This is a genomic window from Klebsiella sp. WP8-S18-ESBL-06 (genome assembly GCF_014169755.1).
Lineage (GTDB): Bacteria > Pseudomonadota > Gammaproteobacteria > Enterobacterales > Enterobacteriaceae > Kluyvera > Kluyvera ascorbata_B.
The window spans coordinates 2,944,493-2,965,188 of record NZ_AP022256.1 but is presented as its reverse complement, the minus strand read 5'-3'; the positions used below and the strand labels follow the sequence as shown (position 1 = coordinate 2,965,188).

General features: G+C 54.2%; 17 protein-coding genes. 6 read left to right on the top strand and 11 right to left on the bottom strand.

Annotated features, from left to right (window positions below; translation table 11 throughout):
• Window positions 1–18 precede the first annotated feature (18 nt).
• Complete coding sequence (locus H7R76_RS14220; RefSeq protein WP_182929077.1) at window positions 19–1,494, top strand: GGDEF domain-containing protein; 1,476 nt, start codon at window positions 19–21, stop codon at window positions 1,492–1,494.
• 102 nt (window positions 1,495–1,596) lie between these two features.
• Here the strand turns inward: H7R76_RS14220 and H7R76_RS14215 are convergent, their stop codons facing one another.
• Entirely contained in the window at window positions 1,597–1,701 is a 105-nt protein-coding gene (locus tag H7R76_RS14215) for a YoaK family small membrane protein (RefSeq protein ID WP_106926447.1), read from the bottom strand.
• 46 nt (window positions 1,702–1,747) lie between these two features.
• Window positions 1,748–2,767 (bottom strand): sensor domain-containing diguanylate cyclase, encoded by a 1,020-nt coding sequence (locus H7R76_RS14210; RefSeq protein WP_106926449.1) that lies wholly within the window; start codon window positions 2,765–2,767, stop codon window positions 1,748–1,750.
• Window positions 2,768–3,091: 324 nt separating this feature from the next.
• Here H7R76_RS14210 and H7R76_RS14205 point away from each other — a divergent pair, with 324 nt between their 5' ends.
• Both H7R76_RS14205 and H7R76_RS14200 read left to right on the top strand, forming a co-directional pair.
• Complete coding sequence (locus H7R76_RS14205) at window positions 3,092–3,340, top strand: putative hemolysin (RefSeq protein ID WP_182965583.1); 249 nt, start codon at window positions 3,092–3,094, stop codon at window positions 3,338–3,340.
• A 60-nt stretch (window positions 3,341–3,400) separates the two neighbouring features.
• Complete coding sequence (locus H7R76_RS14200) at window positions 3,401–3,706, top strand: hypothetical protein (protein WP_182965581.1); 306 nt, start codon at window positions 3,401–3,403, stop codon at window positions 3,704–3,706.
• Window positions 3,707–3,736: 30 nt separating this feature from the next.
• Here H7R76_RS14200 and H7R76_RS14195 read toward each other — a convergent pair whose 3' ends face one another.
• Window positions 3,737–4,081, bottom strand: a complete 345-nt coding sequence (locus H7R76_RS14195; protein ID WP_106926456.1) for a DUF488 domain-containing protein — start codon at window positions 4,079–4,081, stop codon at window positions 3,737–3,739.
• A gap of 139 nt (window positions 4,082–4,220) precedes the next feature.
• On the opposite strand from H7R76_RS14195, the gene H7R76_RS14190 reads away from it, so the two are divergent.
• Complete coding sequence (locus H7R76_RS14190; RefSeq protein ID WP_106926458.1) at window positions 4,221–4,928, top strand: CTP synthase C-terminal region-related (seleno)protein; 708 nt, start codon at window positions 4,221–4,223, stop codon at window positions 4,926–4,928.
• Between the two features lie 62 nt (window positions 4,929–4,990).
• On the opposite strand, the gene H7R76_RS14185 is transcribed toward H7R76_RS14190, so the two are convergent.
• On the bottom strand, window positions 4,991–6,178 hold the full coding sequence (locus H7R76_RS14185; RefSeq protein ID WP_182929074.1) for a CynX/NimT family MFS transporter: 1,188 nt from the start codon (window positions 6,176–6,178) through the stop codon (window positions 4,991–4,993).
• 99 nt (window positions 6,179–6,277) lie between these two features.
• Here H7R76_RS14185 and H7R76_RS14180 point away from each other — a divergent pair, with 99 nt between their 5' ends.
• A complete protein-coding gene (locus tag H7R76_RS14180; RefSeq protein WP_182965579.1) occupies window positions 6,278–7,069 on the top strand; it encodes an AraC family transcriptional regulator in 792 nt (263 codons plus the stop codon).
• On the opposite strand, the gene H7R76_RS14175 is transcribed toward H7R76_RS14180, so the two are convergent.
• From H7R76_RS14175 to yeaG, 6 genes are all read right to left on the bottom strand, one after another.
• Window positions 7,053–7,499, bottom strand: a complete 447-nt coding sequence (locus tag H7R76_RS14175; RefSeq protein WP_106926464.1) for a DUF441 domain-containing protein — start codon at window positions 7,497–7,499, stop codon at window positions 7,053–7,055. The genes H7R76_RS14180 and H7R76_RS14175 overlap by 17 nt on opposite strands.
• 350 nt (window positions 7,500–7,849) lie before the next feature.
• Complete coding sequence (locus H7R76_RS14170; RefSeq protein WP_106926466.1) at window positions 7,850–8,350, bottom strand: YbaK/prolyl-tRNA synthetase associated domain-containing protein; 501 nt, start codon at window positions 8,348–8,350, stop codon at window positions 7,850–7,852.
• Window positions 8,343–9,839, bottom strand: a complete 1,497-nt coding sequence (dgcJ, locus tag H7R76_RS14165) for a diguanylate cyclase DgcJ (RefSeq protein WP_182965577.1) — start codon at window positions 9,837–9,839, stop codon at window positions 8,343–8,345. The genes H7R76_RS14170 and dgcJ overlap by 8 nt, the downstream gene beginning before the upstream one ends.
• Window positions 9,840–10,409: 570 nt before the next feature.
• Window positions 10,410–11,255 (bottom strand): acyltransferase family protein, encoded by an 846-nt coding sequence (locus H7R76_RS14160; protein WP_227673905.1) that lies wholly within the window; start codon window positions 11,253–11,255, stop codon window positions 10,410–10,412.
• Window positions 11,256–11,825: 570 nt separating this feature from the next.
• Window positions 11,826–13,103: a YeaH/YhbH family protein gene (locus H7R76_RS14155; RefSeq protein ID WP_182965574.1), complete on the bottom strand. Its 1,278-nt coding sequence runs from the start codon at window positions 13,101–13,103 to the stop codon at window positions 11,826–11,828.
• A 77-nt stretch (window positions 13,104–13,180) separates the two neighbouring features.
• A complete protein-coding gene (yeaG, locus tag H7R76_RS14150) occupies window positions 13,181–15,115 on the bottom strand; it encodes a protein kinase YeaG (protein WP_106926473.1) in 1,935 nt (644 codons plus the stop codon).
• Between the two features lie 436 nt (window positions 15,116–15,551).
• On the opposite strand from yeaG, the gene H7R76_RS14145 reads away from it, so the two are divergent.
• Window positions 15,552–16,298, top strand: a complete 747-nt coding sequence (locus H7R76_RS14145) for a MipA/OmpV family protein (RefSeq protein ID WP_106926615.1) — start codon at window positions 15,552–15,554, stop codon at window positions 16,296–16,298.
• 78 nt (window positions 16,299–16,376) lie between these two features.
• On the opposite strand, the gene H7R76_RS25040 is transcribed toward H7R76_RS14145, so the two are convergent.
• Window positions 16,377–20,414: an autotransporter outer membrane beta-barrel domain-containing protein gene (locus H7R76_RS25040; RefSeq protein ID WP_182965572.1), complete on the bottom strand. Its 4,038-nt coding sequence runs from the start codon at window positions 20,412–20,414 to the stop codon at window positions 16,377–16,379.
• Window positions 20,415–20,696: the final 282 nt, after the last annotated feature.

Sequence of the window (20,696 nt, the reverse complement as noted above, 5' to 3'; positions counted from 1 at the left end):
CATTCATTCGGGGTGCCAGTGAGAATTATCCAGGACAGTTTACGTAAGAAACAGGCGCTGCTGGCATCGGCATTGATGACCTTGGGTTTGATCTGCGTAACGCTTTTCATTCTTTATTCCCGCGCCATGTCGCAGGTTAACGAAGGCATTAACGCTCTGCAAAATCAGATGACGGAGATGTTTAATGATAATGAGCTGATTGCCGATGCGACGGGCGTGCGCTTTCAGCAGATAAGCTCTCATGCGATGTGTGGCGAGGCCGATATTTTCGAGGCGCGAGGTAGCGCATGGGGGATTAACGCTAACCCGCAGGCGCTTGACCTTCAGCGCGGCGCGATGGTTGCCCGCACCCAGGAGCGTCGTGGCCGCTGCATGTACCTGGCCGCCGAATTCGTGCGTCAGAAAAGCCACGCGCTGAATCCAGCCCTCAAAGACATTCACCGCTATGTTATTGCCAGCGACGCGAGTTGGTTTTACTGGTTTAACGCCTCTGACTCCGTGCCGTTTAATTTTGACACATCACAAATGGCTAATAACCTGCGAAAGTTCTTCTCCGAGCCAGAACCGTTTTACGATCGCGTATTACAGACCAGTGTCCTGAAAAAATCGCGCAGTTCGACGGATTTTTATGATGATAAAATTACGGGCAGTAAAGCCTATAGCGTGGTGAGCTATATTTACGATCTTTCCGAGGGGGAGGCCAGCAATCATATTGTTGCTTACCTGGTTTATGATTTATCTTCACCCCAGCTGATGTCTGCCCTGAAGGAGGCATTCAATAATCGGGTGCAGGACGGATTAATACTGGGTTTTCAGAATCGTCGTACGGGCGAATTGCTGTGTATCGTTAATGACTGTAGCTGGCTGGATAACTATCATACCCATACGGTGTCGTCGCGTTATGAGATCAAATATGCGCTGCCTTTCTGGTCCTTCCTGGGCGAAGATCCTGCGGCGATGACCACCCTGGCACTTGCGCCTGTGCTGCTCATACTGCTGTTTATACTGATTCGCTTCCACCTTAATCGCGCCGATTTGCGCTTTTATCGCGACGCGTTGACCGGTTGCTTTACGCGCAATATTTTCTCTGTGATTCAGCAACGCTCGCTGCCGTATATGACGGTGATCCTCTTCGACTGTAATAAATTTAAGTCAATTAACGATAGCTACGGGCACCAGGTGGGCGACCTTGCGCTACAGGCGATTGCTGGCCGCATGCTGGATTCAGTGCGCGCTAACGGTGACTGGGTCATTCGCAGCGGCGGCGATGAGTTTATTGTGCTGCTCAGCCGTACGGATGTTGCCCACGCGCATATGGTGGCTGAACGGATAGCTTCCGGTATTGCCATGCTGCCATTTAGCGTCCAGGGGACGCCGGTGCCGCTGTCGGTATCATGGGGCGTGGCATCGTGCCGGGATAGCCTGGACGAGGCGATTCAGCAGGCGGATGCGGAAATGTATCAGATGAAAAAGCGGCGCGGGGAAAGGGGATAAGCCGGCGGGGGCGCGGCTTATCTTTGGCGAGCTACCACCAGCCGAGCTGGACGCCAACGACGGTGACGATGGCGACGATCAGCATGATAATCGTGGTCTTTCTCATTGTGCTCCTCCCGGCAGCGCGTAGCCGCCAATAAAAAACCAGCCCAGAAAGATCACGGCAATAACAAAGATAACGATAGGGAAAGCGATACCCAATCTCATGGTGACATCCTGATTCCTGTTATAAACAGCGCGTATGATACTGTAATTAGCCTACCCGCTGGGCGCTAATTTGCGGCCGATGGCGAAATTTTTTGTCCTCGTACATTGCGCTATCGGCGGCGCGAAGGGCGCTGTCCGGGTCCATGTGCGATGGGTCGACGCGCACTGCGCCGATGCTGGCGCCAGGATAGTGGATCAACACCTCACCCAGCAGATAATCGCCGATCAGCAACTGGCGCAGCGTTTCGGTAAACTGCGCAAGCTGAGTGGTCGAACGCTCAAGCGTGGCGACCATAAATTCGTCGCCGCCTAGTCTGCCGAGCTGATCGTCGACAGAAATGCCGTGCCTAAGACGTTGCCCCACCAGCTGTAAAAATTCATCGCCCGCCTGGTGACCGTAGACATCGTTAATTTCCTTGAAGCGATCGAGGTCGATAAACGCGAGAATGACCGCGTGGTTCAGATGACGCGCCAGTGAAAACAGCGTCTCCAGGTTTTCAAAAACCGCCCGGCGGTTAGGCAGACCGGTCAGCGCATCGGTATAGGAGTGATAGACCAGCGCCGCGTTGGCCTCCTGCAGCTGGGTTACCAGCGACTCCTTTTCGATATAGCGCGCGATAATGCTGGCAAACAGCTGCAGCACCTGTTCGCTGTTAAAGCTGAGCGGCTTTTGCTGCGTGCTGGTGGCGCACAGCGTGCCATAGAGCGAACCATCGGTAAGGTGAATCGGTGTACTGAGGAAGGTGGTGATACCCAGCGCTTTTGCCGCTTCGCAGTCGGCCCAGCGTTCTGGCACGTTGTCGCTATAGAAACAGCGATCGTCCATTGCGCGCTTACATAGCGTATCGCCCCACGGCACCGTCAGGTTTTCGGGGATGGTCATATCGCCGCTGTTGCGCGAATAAACAATGTGCTGCAGGTCGGCCTGCGTATCAATTTTTGTCAGATAGGTCGATTCCATATTAGTAACTAACTCAAGCATTTCAAGCAGTTGCCGGACAAGGCTTTCCAGCGACTGTTCCGTAGCAAGCGTTTGTGACACTCTGGCGAGAATAATATCTGACATGAAAACAACGGTCCCCTGGAATGGTATGAGCGATCATAGTGTATGATCCTCAAACGAAATCGTATCTCCTGAATTTTATACATTCTGTATCAGAAAGGTAAGCATAGTGCTGGCAAAACGGGGGTGTTTACCGAGAAGCACCGTGAATGACGGGTAAAAAAAAGCCCCATCGGGGGAGATGGGGCAAAGTAACTCATTGATTATGGAATGTTCTGTTCTCTGGTCAGTTGAGAACGAGAATGACTTTACCTATCAAAAGTGTAGTTAAAATGAAGAAATTATGGAGTTTAAAGCTAAACTCCGGCGTAAAAATAAGGAAAAATTATGTCATCCCGCTATCTTTTACTGCTGCCGCTGTTCCTTGCTGGCTGCGCAAAACAGGCTCAACCGGAGGCGCCATTACCGCCGCAGATCGGTATGGCAAATCCTGCTGCCGTCTACTGCCAGCAGAAGGGCGGAGAAAGCATTCCGCAGATTAATGAGAAGGGACAATTCAGCCTGTGTAAACTGCCAGATGGGGAAACGATCGAAGAATGGGCGCTGTGGCGTCGCGATCATCCGCAGAAAAAATGACAGCGAAGGTGACATCCAGTACACTTCGTAACCAGGATTATTCTGACTAACGAGTGATGTATGTTTTCGCTAAAACCGGGCACTACCGCCATGATCATCGGTGCCCGTACGGTTGCTGGCCGTGCCAATATAGGCAAGAGCGTTGAGCTTTTCGCTCTCATCCAACCCGGTGAACGCTGCCTGAATCCTGTCAACGGCGTGATGACTGAACTGGCTGCCGACGCGCCGCGCGCGCTGTGGCTGGTGACCGGTGACGTCAGCGCCGGCGACGGTCTGCACGGTTTTGCCTTTGTGCGATCGGAATATTTAATGCCGCTGATGCCCGATATGCTGCCGGCGCGTGAGCGTGAGGTGCGGGTAGCGTAAACGCGACGTCGGCTGACGTCGCGCGGTAGGTCAGAGATTTTTCAGCCAGTCGGCGAGCACGCGCGCGTGGTTTTGCGCGGTGTTTGCGGCGGCGTAAACCAACGTAACGCCCTGATTATGCGCAATGTCGGCCAGCCTGCGACCGTCCTCCAGATGGTGTGAAAGCTCTTCGCGATAGTGCTGGCAGAAGCTGGCAAAATCGATCACTTCTCCGTGAAAGGCCTTACGCAGCTCTGCCGACGGGGCCAGGGTTTTACACCACTCATCGTAGATGAGGTCTTCCTTTTTGATGCCGCGCGGCCACAGCCTATCAACCAGAACACGGTAGCCATCATCAGGTGCAGCGTCTTCGTATACGCGTTTACACTGGATCATATCCTTCCTCCCTTTGTCCTTTTTGACCATACCACAAACTTTGGTTGGGTTCTCTGGTCAGCTATTGCTATTGTGCGCAGACATCGCTAGTCTGAGGCTCCTTATGCCGTACGTTAACGTCAGCCCATAAGGACCCATCATGGAAAACTCCGCCGTTACTCCTCTTCTCCGTATTGCCCTCGTTGGCGACTACAATGCGGATGTCATTGCGCATCAGGCGATCCCGCTGGCGATCGACGATGCTGCCGCGGTGCTGGAACTGCCCGTTGAATATTGCTGGTTGGCCACGCGCGACGTGAAAAGCGCTGACGATCTGGCCGGTTTTGACGCCCTCTGGCTGGTGCCTGCCAGCCCGTACCAGAATACCGAAGGCGCGCTGACTGCCGTGCGCTATGCGCGTGAAAACAGCCTGCCGTTTCTGGGTACCTGCGGGGGTTTTCAGCATGCGATCGTTGAATACGCGCGTAATGTGATGGGCTGGGAAGATGCCGCGCACGCGGAAACTGACCGCGAGGGGCGGATGGTCATCGCGCCGCTCACCTGCTCGTTGGTGGAAAAAAGTGATGCCATTGAACTGCGCGCCAACACGCTGATTGCCCGCGCCTACGGCCGCGACACGATCGAAGAAGGGTATCACTGCAACTACGGGATTGCCGCCGACTTCGCCGCCGAGCTTGATGCGCAGCCGCTGCGCGTGACGGGTTGGGATGATAATGGTGATATTCGCGCGGTAGAACTGGTCACTCACCCGTTCTTTGTCGCGACGCTGTTCCAGCATGAGCGCAATGCGCTGGCGGGCCGGCCGGCACCGCTGGTGCAGGCCTTCCTGCACGCCGCCGCGCAGTAAAAATAGACTCACAGTCGATTGGATGGCGGCTACGCCTTGCCCGGCCGACTGTGACTCTCTCTCTACTGGCCGACGTGAATCTCTTTGTCGCGCCCGGCCAATCCGCCAAATACGGCCATCACCAGCGCCAGCCCGGCGACCGCCATCAGTGACAGCTGCCATGCTCCGGTGGCGTCATGCATTTTCCCCATCAGCGGCGGGCCACAGGCGGCGAGCAGATAGCCCACCGCCTGAGCCATACCGGACAGCGCCGCCGCCTGATGTGCCGAACTGGCGCGCAGGCCGATAAACGTCAGCCCGAGAATCATCGTCGCGCCGGAACCGAAACCAAAAATAACCGTCCACAGCGCTGCCTGTGCCGGCAGCAGCCAGTAGCCCAGCGCGCCGATCGCGCACATTAACGCCACGGCAATGGCGATCCCGCGCTGATCCTTTAGCCGATGGAGGATCAGCGGGATGGCGAAACCGGGTGCGGCCGTGGCCAGCTGAAGCAGGCCATGCAGAGAACCCGCCTGCGCTTCGCTGTAGCCCCGGCTAATCAAAATTGCCGGTAGCCAGCCAATAATGACGTAGTAGACCAGCGAGTTCAGCCCGAGGAAAAGCGTGACCTGCCAGGCCAGCGCCGAACGCCAGATCCCCCGGTTATGCATCGCGCCGCTACTGGAGATTGCGCTAGCGCGCGATGAACGCCACTGCGGCAGCCAGCACGCCAGTGCCAGCAGCGGGAATACCATTAACATCAGTAGCGCACCGCGCCAGCCCAGGCCGCTGAGCGCAATCGGTACTACCAGCGCGGAGCCCAGCGCGGCGGCGGCCCCCATCGTTACCGAATAAGCACCGGTCATTTTCGCGACCTGGCCAGAAAAATCCCGTTTGATAAGCCCTGGCAGCAGCACGTTGCCCAGCGCAATGCCGCAGCCAATCACCGCGGTACCGATAAACATCAGTGCGATCGAGGGCAGTGAGCGTACGGCGATGCCGGCGCAAATCAGTAACATCGCGGCAAACAGGCTGCGTTCCATACCAAAACGGCGAGCGACGCCGGCGGCCAGCGGCGAGACCAGCCCAAACGCCAGCAGCGGCAGGGTGGTTAACAGGCCTGTTTGCGCGGTGGTGAGCGCGTATTCGGCGCGAATGGCGTCAAGCAGCGGTGCCGCGCCGGTAAAGGTGACGCGTAGCGTCGAAGCAATCAGTAAAATACCGACAATCAGCAGCCAGCGGCGGCTGGAAGAAGTCACAGCGTCAGACATAGTGTTCTCAGGTCAACAGTAGAGACGCTACGATACCTGCTTTAGCCTTCGTTTAAATCAAGCTAAAATGACAAATTATCGCTAAATTCGGACAAAATAATGCTGGGGTTGGGTTTAGGTGGCTATCATCCTGACAGCCATGAGGATGCTGCAGTAGCCTTTGGTGTGCAGGTATCAGAAGGGGAACAGCATATTCCGCTGCATCAGCACCGAAAAGGACAGCTGATTCTGGCGCTGCACGGTGCGATTACCTGCGAAGTTGAAAACGCTATGTGGATGGTGCCGCCGCAGTTTGCGGTGTGGATCCCCGGAGAAGTACCGCACAGCAATCGCGCGACGCCACAGGCGGAGCTATGCTTTCTGTTTATTGAACCGGGCGCCGCGAAGATGCCCGCGCACTGCTGCACGCTAAAAATTTCGCCGCTGGTACGTGAGCTGATTCTGACGCTGGCCCGGCGGGATAAGGACGCGCGTCTGACGGTGGAAAGCCAGCGGCTGATACAGGTTCTCTTTGATGAACTGCCGCAGCAGCCGGAGCAACAGCTACAGCTGCCGGTTTCCGCGCACCCGAAAATCCGCCTGATGGTCGACACGATGGCATCGGCACCGGCGCAGTGGCAGACGCTGACGCAGTGGGCCAGCCGCTTTGCGATGAGCGAACGCAACCTTGCCCGGCTGGTGGTTAAAGAGACCGGCCTCAATTTTCGCCGCTGGCGGCATCAGCTGCAGCTGATCCTCGCGCTACAGATGCTGGTACGTGGCCTGAGCGTTCAGCAGGTGGCGCTATCGTTAGGCTATGACTCGACGACCGCGTTTATCACCATGTTCCGTAAGGGGCTCGGGCAAACGCCGGGGCGCTATCTGATGGCGCTGACTACGACTTCCCAATAAGCAGCGACACCAGCCCAGCGGCAATCAACGGCCCTACCGGCACGCCGCGAAACAGCGCTACGCCGAGCACGGTACCTATCAGCAGACCCGCTACCAGGTGCGGCTGGCTGCCCATCAGCGTCACGCCGCGCCCGCCAAGCCAGGAGACAAAGACCCCGACGGCGATAGCAACCAGTGATTTCCAGTGACCGAAAGAGTGAATCAGCGTGCTGGCGGGCAGGGTGCCGCTGGCGATAGGCGCCATGACGCTGATGGTCAGAATAATGATACCCATGCTGAGCCCCTGTTTTTCCACCCACGGGAAAAAGGCGCTCAGCGGCGTAACGCGGATAATAATCAGAACCAGGATAGACACGGCAACGGTGGTGTTATGGCTTACAAAGCCAAGCGCCGCCAGACCCAGGAGGATCAGCAGGGTGGTATCGAGCATAGAGCGGTAATCCTTGCCAAAAAGAGAAAAAGACAGCGTTGCCGTAGCCCTGGCGAGGCATTTATTGTCCCCCGGGTCGTGCCCCGGCGTTGTTATGCTCGGCCGGGCTACGTATTTCCGTTTCCCTACTGTACGCAAGAAGCGGCGCGCTGGCAGGTGTTTTTCAATCTTTGCGCAGAATTTCAGGCATTTGCCTGATTATTTGACCAATACCGTCATTAATGGGCTGCCTTCGCGCATAAACAGTGGAATCGTCTTCAGCCATACTTTGCGTAGCGCCGTTCGGCAATGGGGGTCAGGGTGCCGGCTGGCGCTTCGCTTATCCGGCCTACGATCGACCAGGGGTATCATCAGGATTGGCGGCGGAAGGCAACCAGCTCCGGCTGGGCAATGCGCAGGTAATCAGCGGTATTGAGGATCACGGATTTTTCGAGACTGCCTGCGTTAAAGGCAATTTCATCAAAGCGTTCAAACAGCAGCGGATCGGCAATAAGCCGCAGCGCGCGGTGGAAGCTGAACGGCGGGATAGCACCGAACACGCAGGCCGTGAGCGCTTCAACTTCCGCCGGGCTTGCCAGCGATGCCTTCAGCCCGCCAATATGCTGTGCCAGGCGCGACAGATCGGCCTGCTGGTCGGCCGCCAGAATCGCCAGCACATGCTGGTTCACGCCATTGCCTTTTACTTTGCATACCAGCGCCTTTGCGCCCTGGCCAAGCGCGGTACCGCGAAGGGCGGAAACGGCTTCACACTTACCCACTGCGTCGTGCTCCATCACCCGATAGCGCGCCTGTTGGTTATCCAATAATGCCAGCAGCCGCTGGTGGATATTCGGTGATACGGGCTCAATCATGCTTCCCCCCATTATTGCCATTTCGCTGATGTTTATGTTGATAAAGGCGCTGGTCGGCAATGTCCATCGCCGTATCCAGGTTATCGCCTACCTGCATTTTATACGCGCCCCACGAGAAGCTAACGCGATTTTCATCGTCAAGCAGCGCCAACTGCGCTTTGATGCGCTGCGGGATCAACCGGGCATCTTCTTCGTCATAGTCGACCAGAATAATGCAGAACTCGTCGCCGCCGAGACGCACCGCATAATCGCTCTTGCGCACGGTAGCGGAAATCGCCTGGGCAAGCAGGATAATGGCGCGGTCGCCCTCGTTATGCCCCCAGGTGTCGTTGATTTTCTTTAACTTGTCGAGATCGAGCGCGATGATCACGATGCTGGCACCTTGCTCGGTCAGGCGCTGAAGGCGCATGCTTTGCACCGGCGAGAGGATCTTCCGGTTATACAGCCCGGTGAGTGAATCGCTGATGTTTTCTTTGCTGACCATCTGGTAAAGACGGAAGTGGGTGCGCACCAGGTGCATTAAGGTCGCGGTTGTCAGCAGATAAAACAGGAACAGTTTCCACGAGCTGAGCAGGAAGTACATCACGTCCAGCGACAGCTCGATGCGCATATTTTCTGCTAGCGGGCGTGAGTAGTTCACATAGCTCAGTAGATGCGCTGCGCTGCGATGGACTTCAATATGCGCATTATTGTCGGAGTCGGTGAACGAGATATCCAGGTAGCGCCAGACCAGCGGCCGATCGTGGGTATAAAAGATATCGCGCATATCCTGATGAGAAAGATCGACCATCACGATCCCTTTCAGCAGTTCATGCTGAAAGACAGGGGTCAGGAAAGTTAAGATATTCTTACGGGTAAAGGTATCGGCATAGATGCTTGATACCACCGTTCTACCCAGAAAGAGGTTTTCCAGACTGGCGGGAGAAATACCCAAACGCCCACCGTAGAGGAAATTCCAGCCGGTTAACGCCGTATTTGTAATTTTAACCGGGGAATTAAAATAAATATATTGATTCATTAAATCAATATAATAACGAAAACGTTTTTGTGGCTGCGGTTCATTCGGCAGAATAGATTTCCACGCTGTATTATTGGCGATGGCAGAATCAAAGGCTTCCAGCGCGGGCAGATCGTTCACCCACGTCTGGCAGGGAGAATGACCCGCGGTCAACGTGCCCTGCAGCGGCGTATAGGTGTAGTCGTCGACGTTCAGGCCGCTGATGTCACCGCGGTGCTGAACGCTGGCGCAGGCGCGCGCCGCCGCCTGGGCAGTAGGTCGGTCGCCCATTTTGCGGGTGAATTGCGATATAATTAGCTGGTTCTGATATTTATCATAGAGAAAAGCGGCTTCTCCTTTGTCTATGATATATCGCATATATTCTGTCATATCCCGGTGGCTGGCCACCAATTCATAGATCAGAAATGATGATGTCAGTATTACCACACCGGAGGAGATGACGAAACGTAATATTTTGTTCTGCAGTTTCATGGTGAAATTAAATCTTCTTCCGTGTAATTCGGAATTTTACCATGCTATGGTGTGGATCACTAGTGAAGCATGAGATGTGAAATTGTTTCTGGGGATGTCTATGCTTGCCAGATAGGACTCAGTTTATCTATCTGACCGCAATGAGAGGTTGATTTATCTCGTGTAAAGAGATAATGACAAATGAAGCGGGTAACTGGAAGCAAACACGAAGAGCGTATTTGATATTTCAATAATGCTTTCTTGCGCTCATCATCATAATAATGTCGTTTTATAGTAATGACATGGTTCTACACGCAGCGTGGCTTTTCCATATTCATACAAAAATGGAAAAGCCTGCTTCTTTTTATTTTCTATCTGGATAATAACGTTCTTAATTTTCTCTGTAGAGGTGACTCAATTAGCTTAAATGATGTATAGCTTATAATGACAAGAGTGACCATAAAGATTATCATCACATATGGCTTATAGAAAACATTGCGGCCATACCCGCTGAAATCATAATAAAGTACAAAAATAATTTGTAGCGGAAAGTGAAGAAGATATGACGAGTAGCTAATATCGCCAATCCATTCAATTTTTTTTTCCTAAATTTTTGTTCGCGGCATTTAACATGGCAAGAACACATGTGAGTGATGTAAATCCAAAAATAACTATTAAGAACACATTGTCAATTTTTAATTTTAAAATGAAAAACCATGCAATGATAAATGCTAATGAGGCAATCAGAAGGGATTTTTGTGCGCCAAATTTATATATGCTTTGTTCTGTTATTTTAAAACAAATACCACCAAGGAAAAAACAAAATGCACCAATCATGATTGCATTATTTACGTTATATAACATGAATGCCATTAAAACTATTAATATCGATGATGTTATCCGTTTCTGCACAAGGGCGCATAACATAAAGAAAAACAGATACATGAGCATTTCAATAGATACAGACCAGGTAGGCGCATTATATGACCATCCTTTTTCAAATCCCCATGACTGTACCATAAATATATTTAATATCGCATGATAAATGTCATTCATCGGGTAAACAAAAAAAGTATTATGAGAGTGGAAGTATAATATTTGCAATAATGCAACGAATACAAAGCTGATAATATAAAGGGGGTACAACCGGCTTAGTCTTTTAACGAAAAAGGATTTAAAAGAAACTTTTTTTAAATATATACCATCAGAATACAAATAGAAGAAGATAAAACCAGAAATTACAAAGAAAAGCTCGACAGCATAAAGACCATGGGTGTAAAAAATAGACAGATATTTATAAAATGGCTGACTGGTAGTTACAAAAACATTTTTATCGTTCATGAAAAAATGTTGCCAATGCCATAGAACAACGGAAAGCGCTGCTATTCCTCTCAATATATCAAGAGTATAAATTCTTCTCCCAAAAAGCTTTTGCAAAACATACCTCTAGTTATTTGTGTGTTGAAATAATGCGCGGGTAATATTTATTAAGTATAGAGTTATAAAGTGCGCACTATATGAATGAGAATAATCTGACTAGTAATGTTATGTGAGGAAACATACCAGCTTTCTTCAATGATTGCATGTAAAAGTCAAGGTCTGTTGGTTATCTATTTGATTTTAAAGTGTTTTTAATGTTTTTTATCCATTTGCCGAATGATGAGCATACTTGATACAAACAATATATTCGCTCTTTTTTTCATCAACTTATATGTTAAAACTCGTTATTATAAAAATCAAACATGTAAAAATTAAGTAATTTCAGCAGGAATTAACATTCGTATAGTGATTATAGAACTCATCATCATTTGCTATTCAGCATTGAATAACGTTTGAATAATACGGCATAAATTGTGAATTTATTGATTAAAATAGGGGCGTGATTTAAATTTATGTCTGTTTATGGTATATCGATTGGGTGAAAATCAACCCATTTGAAATAAAATCATCCCGGATGAGCATTAAAAATCAGCCAGTTATCACGGTCAACTGGCTGATTGATATGACTTAGTCCTTAACGGTACTGCCTTGCTTATGAAACAGTTCTCGGAACACCGGATAGATATCATCCTGATCGCGAATATGCTGAATGGCAAAATTATCAAACGTCTGCTGCAGGTGTTCATACTCGCGCCACAGGGTTTGATGTGCCCGGCGGGTGATTTCGATATAGCTGTAGTAGCGCACCACCGGCAGAATCTTCTTCGCCAGAATCTCATGGCACAGCGGCGAATCGTCCGCCCAGTTATCGCCATCCGACGCCTGCGCGGCATAGATATTCCATTGTGCCGGGTCGTAGCGGGCCTTCACCACTTCGTCCATTAACTTCAGCGCGCTGGACACGATGGTGCCGCCGGTTTCCTGCGAGTAGAAGAACTCATGTTCATCCACCTCTTTGGCCTGGGTATGGTGGCGGATATACACCACCTCGACGTTTTTATAGGTCCGGCTCAGGAACAGATAGAGCAGGATATAAAAGCGCTTGGCCATGTCCTTGGTGGACTGATCCATCGAGCCGGAAACGTCCATCAGGCAGAACATTACCGCCTGGCTGGAGGGTTCTGGCCGCTTCTCATAGTTTTTGTAGCGCAGGTCAAAGGTATCGATAAACGGAACTCGGTCAATTTTGGCCCGCAGCTCGGCTATCTCTTTGCGTAAGCGCTCTTCTTCCAGCAGCTGTGCGGGCTCACTTTTGGCCACCTCGTCAAGCGTGGCCTCCAGCGCGTGCAGCTCGCGGCGCTTCCCGGCCGTCATGGCGGTACGGCGAGCAAGGGAGTTTTGCAGCGACCGTACCACGCTGATATTGGCGGGCACGCCGTTAGACGTGAAGCCCGCGCGATGGGTTTTGTACTCGGTGAGCTGGCGCTGCTGATTGCGCTTGAGGTTCGGTAGGGCTAAATCCTCAAACAGCAGATCCAGGTACTCGTCTTTGGAAATCTGGAAGACAAACTCATCCTGACCTTCGCCATCGGCGCTGGCCTGTCCTTGACCACTGCCGCCGCCGCCGCCCTGTGGGCGCTCGATGCGATCGTTTTGCACAAAGTGATCGTTACCGGGATGTACCCGGTGGCGTAATCCGCCGCGCCCCTGATGGAACATCGGCTCGCTGATATCATCCGTCGGTATAGAGACAGATTCGCCGCTGTCGATGTCGGTCACCGAACGTTTATTGATAGCCTCGGAGATCGACTGTTTGATTTGCGCTTTATAACGGCGCAAGAAGCGCTGGCGGTTAACCGCACTCTTGTTTTTGCCGTTCAGACGCCGGTCAATGAACCAGGTCATAGCCCCTCCTGAACTGCGTTGCCAACTTATGCATGCCTTGGCCCGGTAAGCGTAAGCTTCCGGGCCGTATGTGGCTGTTATGATGATTTACGTACGCGCAAATACCATTCACATAACAGGCGAACCTGTTTACGGGTATAGCCTTTTTCCATCATCCGATCGACAAAATCATCGTGCTTTTTCTGTTCGTCAGTTGAGGTCTTGGCGTTAAACGAAATCACCGGCAGCAGCTCCTCGGTATTGGAGAACATTTTCTTCTCAATGACCGTGCGCAGCTTCTCGTAGCTTGTCCAGTTCGGGTTGCGGCCGTTGTTGTTGGCGCGGGCGCGCAGCACAAAGTTGACAATTTCGTTGCGGAAGTCTTTCGGGTTGCTGATCCCGGCAGGCTTCTCAATTTTCTCCAGTTCGGCGTTCAGCGATTCGCGATCGAACAGCTGTCCGGTGTCCGGATCGCGATATTCCTGGTCCTGAATCCAGAAGTCCGCATAGGTGACATAACGGTCGAAAATGTTCTGTCCATATTCAGAATAGGATTCAAGGTACGCCGTCTGGATCTCTTTACCGATAAACTCGGCGTATTTCGGAATCAGGTAGCCTTTCAGGAACTCCAGGTAACGCTCCGACTGCTCCTGAGGGAACTGTTCGCGCTCAATCTGCTGCTCCAGCACGTAGAAAAGATGTACCGGGTTAGCCGCCACTTCGGCGTGATCGAAGTTAAACACCCGCGAGAGGATCTTAAAGGCGAAGCGGGTCGACAGACCGTTCATTCCCTCGTCGACGCCAGCATAGTCGCGATACTCCTGGTATGACTTGGCTTTCGGGTCGGTATCCTTCAGGCTTTCCCCGTCGTAGACGCGCATTTTTGAGTAAATGCTGGAGTTTTCCGGTTCTTTCAGACGCGAAAGAATCGAGAAGCGCGACAGCGTTTCCAGCGTACCCGGCGCACACGGCGCGTGGGTCAGCTCACTGTGGTTGAGCAGTTTTTCGTAAATTTTGATCTCTTCGGAGATCCGCAGGCAGTAAGGCACTTTGACGATGTAAACACGGTCAAGGAACGCCTCGTTATTTTTGTTGTTACGGAAAGTCACCCACTCCGATTCGTTCGAGTGCGCGAGGATAATACCGTTAAACGGCAGGGCAGAGATCCCCTCAGTACCGTTATAGTTCCCTTCCTGGGTGGCGGTCAGCAGCGGATGCAGCACCTTGATAGGCGCTTTAAACATCTCAACGAACTCCATAATCCCCTGGTTGGCGCGGCACAGTGCGCCGGAATAACCATAGGCATCCGGATCGTTTTGTGCGTAGTGTTCAAGCTTACGGATATCGACCTTACCGACCAGTGCCGAAATATCCTGGTTGTTTTCATCGCCGGGTTCAGTTTTGGCAATCGCAATCTGTTCAAGAATGGATGGCCACACTTTGACTACGCGGAATTTGGTGATGTCGCCGCCAAATTCATGCAGCCGTTTCGCCGCCCACGGCGACATGATCGTGCCGAGGTAGCGGGAAGGGACGCCGTACTCTTTTTCCAGAATCTGCGCATCTTCCTGCGGGTTAAACAGACACAGCGGATGATCGTTTACCGGGCTGCGCTCGCCGTTGGCGCTCAGCACATAAATGGGCACGCGCTGCATTAAGGATTTCAGACGTTCAGCCAGCGATGATTTACCGCCGCCGACCGGTCCCAATAAGTAGAGAATTTGCTTTTTCTCTTCCAGTCCCTGGGCGGCGTGTTTCAGGTAGGAAACAATCTGTTCGATGGCTTCTTCCATGCCGTAAAACTCTTCGAACGCCGGGTAGCGCCCGATGACTCGGTTCGAAAAGAGACGGGAAAGCCGCGGTTCCTGGGCGGTATCAACCATTATCGGCTCGCCAATAGCCGTTAATAGCCGTTCTGCCGCGTTAGCATAGGCACTGCGATCCTGCTTACATACAGCAAGAAACTCCTGCAGTGTGAACTCTTCGTCCTTGGCAGCTTCATAGCGCTGGCGATAGTGATCGAATATATTCATGGCATGCCGTCCTTTCGTTTTTTAGCACAGGTTAAGAGCCGTTGGTATGAATAATGGGGGCTCCCGGAAGAGGTAAGCCGAACGCCGTTCAACCTTGACCCAGCAACCTGTATGCCAGGTCTGCGGACAATTAACGGTTACGCGTGTGGCGATTACGCCTTCTAAAAATAAGCGTAGATGGCATTTGCAAAACTTGCATGGCGATAAAATCGATTTTCAATGACATATCAATAACTCATCAAAAAATACGAGCATTAAATCTTTTCAACTTTTTTGTGCTTTCATATAGCCGTCATGCATTTGTAAGGGCATTGCCATCAATAGGCGAGATAATGACAAGTCACATTATGTAATTACAGGTAAAAAATTTGTCGTCCGGCTAAGTGGAAGGTAAACTTTCGCCGCTGATACGTTGAAAAAAAAGGAATTACAGATTGTGAATCGAATCAAACTTCTAGCCCTAGGGGTGCTGATTGCCACTTCTGCTACCGCTGCTCAAGCGGAAAGTAAGTTCACGCTGGGTGCGGGCGTCGGCGTCGTTGAGCATGCATACAAACAGTATGACCACGATGTGTACCCGGTACCGGTAATCACCTATGAAGGCGATAACTTCTGGTTCCGTGGTTTTGGTGGTGGTTACTACCTGTGGAATGACGGTACTGACCAGCTGTCTCTGACGGCGTACTGGTCACCCATGTATTTCAAACCGGGCGACAGCGATAACAGCCAGTTGCGTAAACTGGATCGTCGTCAGTCCACGATGATGGGCGGGCTGTCCTGGTTCCACCATACTCAGTACGGTTCTCTGCGTACCACCCTGGCGGGCGATATGCTGGATGAAAGCAACGGTCTGGTCTGGGATCTGGGCTGGGTTTACCGTTACACCAACGGTGGCCTGACCTTAACGCCGGGCATCGGCGTACAGTGGAACAGCGATAACCAGAACGACTACTACTACGGCGTTTCCCGTCGTGAAGCGGCGCGCAGCGGCCTGCGTAGCTACAGCGCAGACAGCAGTTGGAACCCGTATCTGGAAATGACCGCGAATTATCGTTTCGCTGGAAACTGGAGCGTGTACGGTACCGCGCGTTATACCCGTCTGTCTGACGAAATCACCGATAGCCCGATGGTTGATAAGAGCTGGTCCGGACTGCTGTCTACCGGTATCACCTACACCTTCTAAGGCGTGAGCATTCGGTGCGACATGTCGCACCGAATTCAGGCCCCATGACGGTGCGTCGCACCGTCATGATCCCTCCCGCTAAAACGCGTATTTCATCCCAACCATCACCGAGACATCGCTGTAGCGATTGTTGCCTGCCTGTAGTGCGGTTCCGCCCCAGACGTTCAACGCCGACGTCAGTTGCCCCTGAACGCCAAGCTTAAGCTGCGCCACGTTTTGCGCGCCTTGCTGGGTGATGCGTACGGTATTCATGCGAATATCTGCAGCGTGCGTATTGTGCAACCAGTCGAGCTCAACATAAGGTTTGAATTCACGGTTTTTACCGTCATCCTCTGCACGATGGCCGCGCAGATAGAGACGAAGCCCCAGCCGCGACTGCATATTCCCGTGTCCGTTGTCCTGAATTCGGGTCCCGTTATCCTCGGTATGCGCTGCGCTTTTTACGCCCATCCACGTCAGCTGAGCCTGAGGTTCAAGATAGACCGCCTGGCGCCGCGATTCATGCAGCAGAATGTTGTATCCACTCTCAATCGAGGCCGTCATTCCCTTACTGCGGTAATGCTCGCTGGCCAGACTCTCGCCTTTAATCTGGTTATTGAACCAGCTGTAGTTGAGCCAGCTGTCCAGATACATGCCCCGACGGTTCTGCGCATTCTGATACCAGGTGCCGTAAGCCCCGACGCTGTAACCGTCCATGCTGTTGCGCGAGCGATAGCCCGTCGTGGCGGCGCGGGTTGAACCTTGTATGTCGCCGTAGCCCGCCATTAAGCCAGCCCCCCAGCGATCGTCACCGTTGCGGCTGCCGTGGAGGAACTCATTGCCCATTTGGGCAACGTAGCGATTGGCCCGCGAACGAAGCTGCCCGTCGGCAGCGCTAACGCGATTCTGCCCCCCTTCCTGGCGCAGCCAGAATGACCCGGCGAGAGCAGGGCGGTGATCTCCCTGAACGCCGTATTCAGTGGCCCCTTCACGATCGTCGAGCGAGAGATTGAACAGCGTGTTGGCGGCGGCAAGGTTCATCAGATAGCTGCCGGCTTCCGGGCGATACTGTGGCACCGGCGATGGCGGTGAAACTGGCGTTACCGGGGTGGTATTGATCGACGTCAGATACCAGTTTTTCCCTTTTTGCACCAGGCTGTAATCCCATGGCCCGGCAACCACGCGCCCCGTCTGGCGAAATGCGCCCGTAGCGGAGGCCCCGCTAACGCTAATGACCTCAATCCCTTGCTGGGTTTGCGCTCCCAGCCCGCCGACGTTGCGAAAACTGACCGCCGTGGTTCCGGCGGTACTGCCGGCAATGCTGACGCGATCGGTCAGCGAATGATCGCCGCCAAGTACGGTGTTGATCGCCAGCAGGGCGCTGCCCTGGCCGCGGTAATCGCCGCTAATATTAAGCTGATTACCGGCATGCTCGGCGCTGCGTGAGAGGGTGACGGTTCCGCTATTATCCAGCGCTCCGGTAATGCTAAAGACGGCATCAGCGCTCGTAGCCTGGGCGAGCGAGCCGACGGTCAACGAACTGCCGTCATCGAGAGTGGTGCTGCCAACGCTGCCGTTACCTGAAAGCGCCGTCCCGGTTTGCGCACGCACGGCTCCTGCAAGTGAGCCGGTAACATCAAGACGCCCGGCGGCAAGCTTCGTCTCGCCGCTAAAGCGATTGTCGCCGCTCAGCGTTAAGGTACCCGCCCCCTGTTTAGTCAGGCCCCCGGGGCCGGTGATCCCTTGCTTAATCGTCGTATTGTAGCCTTGGGTATCGAGCGTGCCGCCCGCGTCGTTAAGCGCGATCGGACGCGCGCTGTTTAAATCCAGATTATCCAGCAGCTGCAGCGTACCGCCGTCAAACGTCAGCGTACCGCTGGCGTTGCCGAGGTTGGCATCTTTAGCGATTTGCAGTATGCCGCCGGAGAGCGTCCACGGCGTCGTGGCCGTCGTGGTGTTTTGCAAAAGCCAGGTGCTCGCGTCTTTTTTCGTAAAATGGTCAAAGCCCTGATACTGGGCGTCGTTGCCGATGCTGGAAACATCAAAACGGGCATTTTGCGACCCGCCGAGCATAAGGGTATCGTCACCGCTATCGCCGCTTACCGTGCCGATCACCTGATACCCCGCGTGCAGTGTAAGTGAGTTCGTGCCGTCGGTAAACTCGACCGCCCGGGCTCGCGTCTTGCCGTCCTGGCTCATCCCGCCTTCAAGTGTGCCGCTATTAATAATCGTCATATTGCTGCCGTAGACGCCGATACCGCCCGCGCCGGAGGTGCCGCTGGCCGTTCCGGCATTGCCGCCGCTGCCACCGGCAATGGTCCCGGTATTATTGAGCGTTCCGCCGCCGCTGGCGATGTGTACGCCGTCGCCGCCGCTACCGCCATCCGCTTTACCGCTGCCACCGCCGCGATTACCGGTACCGCCGAGGATCGTGCCGTCGTTGGTCACCGTTCCCCCCGCGCCAATCAGCACGCCGTTACCGCCTTTCCCGCCAGCGCCACCGTTGCCGGTATTGCTCCCGCCGCCGCCGGTACCGCCCATCCCGCCGCGCACCGAGGCGCCAGCGGCATTGGTGACGGTGCCCTGGCCGTCAATGGCGAGCCCGTTGCCGCCCTGCGCGCCGGTACCGCCGTTCGCGCTGGTGCCGTTGGCATTGGCTCCCGCGCCGCCGTCACCGCCGATAAACTGCCCTTTATTCAATACCTCGCCCGCGCCGATAATGCTGACGGCGGTGCCGCCAACGCCGCCAACGCCGCCGACGCCGCCGCCGCCGGCAGAATCATCGCCGCCTTTGCCGCCTGATACCTTACCGGAGGTTTCGTTAGTGACGTTGCCCTGCTGGCTGATTTCGATTCCGGTGCCGCCGGTGCCTGAATCACCGCCGCGCGCAGAGGGGAGGTTACCGCTACCGCCGCCTCGGTTGCCCGCGCCGCCGAGCACAGCGCCAAAGTTATCGACGTTCCCGCCGTTTTGTAACGCAATGCCGCTGCCTCCGTTCCCTCCGTCGCCACCGTCCCCGCCGGTCAGGTTGAGCCCGCTGCTGGTGGAGTTTCCGCCGCCGCCGGTACCGGCGCTACCGCCAACTATCTGTCCTGCGGCTTGGTTGGTGATGATGCCGCTGCCAACGACGGTGATCCCGCTGCCGCCGTCGCCGCCCTCTGCGCCATAGCCGACAACGCCGGATCCCTGACCCACTTCTGCAGCCCCGCCGTTACCGCCGTCGCCACCAATGCCGCCGACGATCTGCCCGCTGTTGGTAAGGGTGCTGGTATCACTCAGCCAGACGCCACTGCCGCCGCTGGCGGCTTCACCACCGGTGCCGCCAACGCCGGTAACGGTACTGTTTTGCGTGCTGTTGGCGTTAGCCGCCAGCCCGCCCGTCGCACCGCGACCGCCGCGAAGGGTACCGGTGTTATTAATGTTGCCGCCCTGGGTGGCGGTCACGCCGTCACCGCCTTTCCCGCCGGATCCGCCGCTTCCCGCATGAAGCGTACTGCCGCTGGTGGTCAGAGCGCTAGCGCTGGCGCTACCGGTATTCCCGCCGGTGCCACCATCGCCACCGCTTATTGTTCCGCTGTTGGTATAGCTGCCGCTGGTGGTTAACAGCACACCGCTACCGCCGCCGCCGCCATCGCCGCCGTTACCTCCGTTGCCGGCATTCGCGATATCCGCAGTGTTTGCGCCGCCGTTGCCGCCGTGGCCCCCACGGCCCCCGACGATCGTACCGGTATTGCTGGTTGATCCGCTGCCGTTAAAGACAACGCCAGCCGAACCGCCGCCGCCGCCACCGCCTGCAGCCCCGGACCCGCTGTTTGCACTGCTAACGGGCTCCTGATGACGGCCACCTGTTCCTGCGGGGAGCGGCGTGCTGCCGGTGCTGCCAGCATAGCCGTTTTCACCATCGCTGCTGGCCTGGCCACGGCCACCGACGCCGCCGCGGCCACCGTTACCCCCTACGCCGGTGACAAGGTCCATATTGCCGCCGTGTCCGCCCTGGGCGCTGGCATCCGATGTCGCTGGGCTGCCATCCGCACCGTTGGCGGCATAGGCACCCTGGCTGAAGGCGGCGTAAAGCGCCAGGCTTGTGGCAAACGCAATTGCGCTCTGCCTGAAGGGGAGCGCGTGTAAAACAGGCATGGTAATCCTCTGCTAAAAACTGAATCGGCACATATACGCTTTGCGCAGGTGAGGCCTTTATGGCGTCATGGTTTGCGCAATAGAGTTGATAAGGGAGGCGAGGAGGGATTTAAATAGATAAAAATGGTATTCATTCACTATTAGCTAGTGAGTTGTTTTTATCGATGCAGACTATCACCGATTTTTGTGCCGATTTAGGATCTTGCTTAGAAGATTGATCTATTCAATGTTACCGGTAACTTATTTTGAATAAATGCGCTTTGTTGATGTGCCGTAGAGAAA

Coding starts and splice junctions, on each gene's coding strand:
- H7R76_RS14215 (WP_106926447.1), bottom strand. CDS start 1,701: ATGAGATTGGGTATCGCTTTCCCTATCGTTATCTTTGTTATTGCCGTG.
- H7R76_RS14210 (WP_106926449.1), bottom strand. CDS start 2,767: ATGTCAGATATTATTCTCGCCAGAGTGTCACAAACGCTTGCTACGGAA.
- H7R76_RS14205 (WP_182965583.1), top strand. CDS start 3,092: ATGTCATCCCGCTATCTTTTACTGCTGCCGCTGTTCCTTGCTGGCTGC.
- H7R76_RS14200 (WP_182965581.1), top strand. CDS start 3,401: ATGTTTTCGCTAAAACCGGGCACTACCGCCATGATCATCGGTGCCCGT.
- H7R76_RS14195 (WP_106926456.1), bottom strand. CDS start 4,081: ATGATCCAGTGTAAACGCGTATACGAAGACGCTGCACCTGATGATGGC.
- H7R76_RS14190 (WP_106926458.1), top strand. CDS start 4,221: ATGGAAAACTCCGCCGTTACTCCTCTTCTCCGTATTGCCCTCGTTGGC.
- H7R76_RS14185 (WP_182929074.1), bottom strand. CDS start 6,178: ATGTCTGACGCTGTGACTTCTTCCAGCCGCCGCTGGCTGCTGATTGTC.
- H7R76_RS14180 (WP_182965579.1), top strand. CDS start 6,278: ATGCTGGGGTTGGGTTTAGGTGGCTATCATCCTGACAGCCATGAGGAT.
- H7R76_RS14175 (WP_106926464.1), bottom strand. CDS start 7,499: ATGCTCGATACCACCCTGCTGATCCTCCTGGGTCTGGCGGCGCTTGGC.
- H7R76_RS14170 (WP_106926466.1), bottom strand. CDS start 8,350: ATGATTGAGCCCGTATCACCGAATATCCACCAGCGGCTGCTGGCATTA.
- dgcJ (WP_182965577.1), bottom strand. CDS start 9,839: ATGAAACTGCAGAACAAAATATTACGTTTCGTCATCTCCTCCGGTGTG.
- H7R76_RS14155 (WP_182965574.1), bottom strand. CDS start 13,103: ATGACCTGGTTCATTGACCGGCGTCTGAACGGCAAAAACAAGAGTGCG.
- yeaG (WP_106926473.1), bottom strand. CDS start 15,115: ATGAATATATTCGATCACTATCGCCAGCGCTATGAAGCTGCCAAGGAC.
- H7R76_RS25040 (WP_182965572.1), bottom strand. CDS start 20,414: ATGCCTGTTTTACACGCGCTCCCCTTCAGGCAGAGCGCAATTGCGTTT.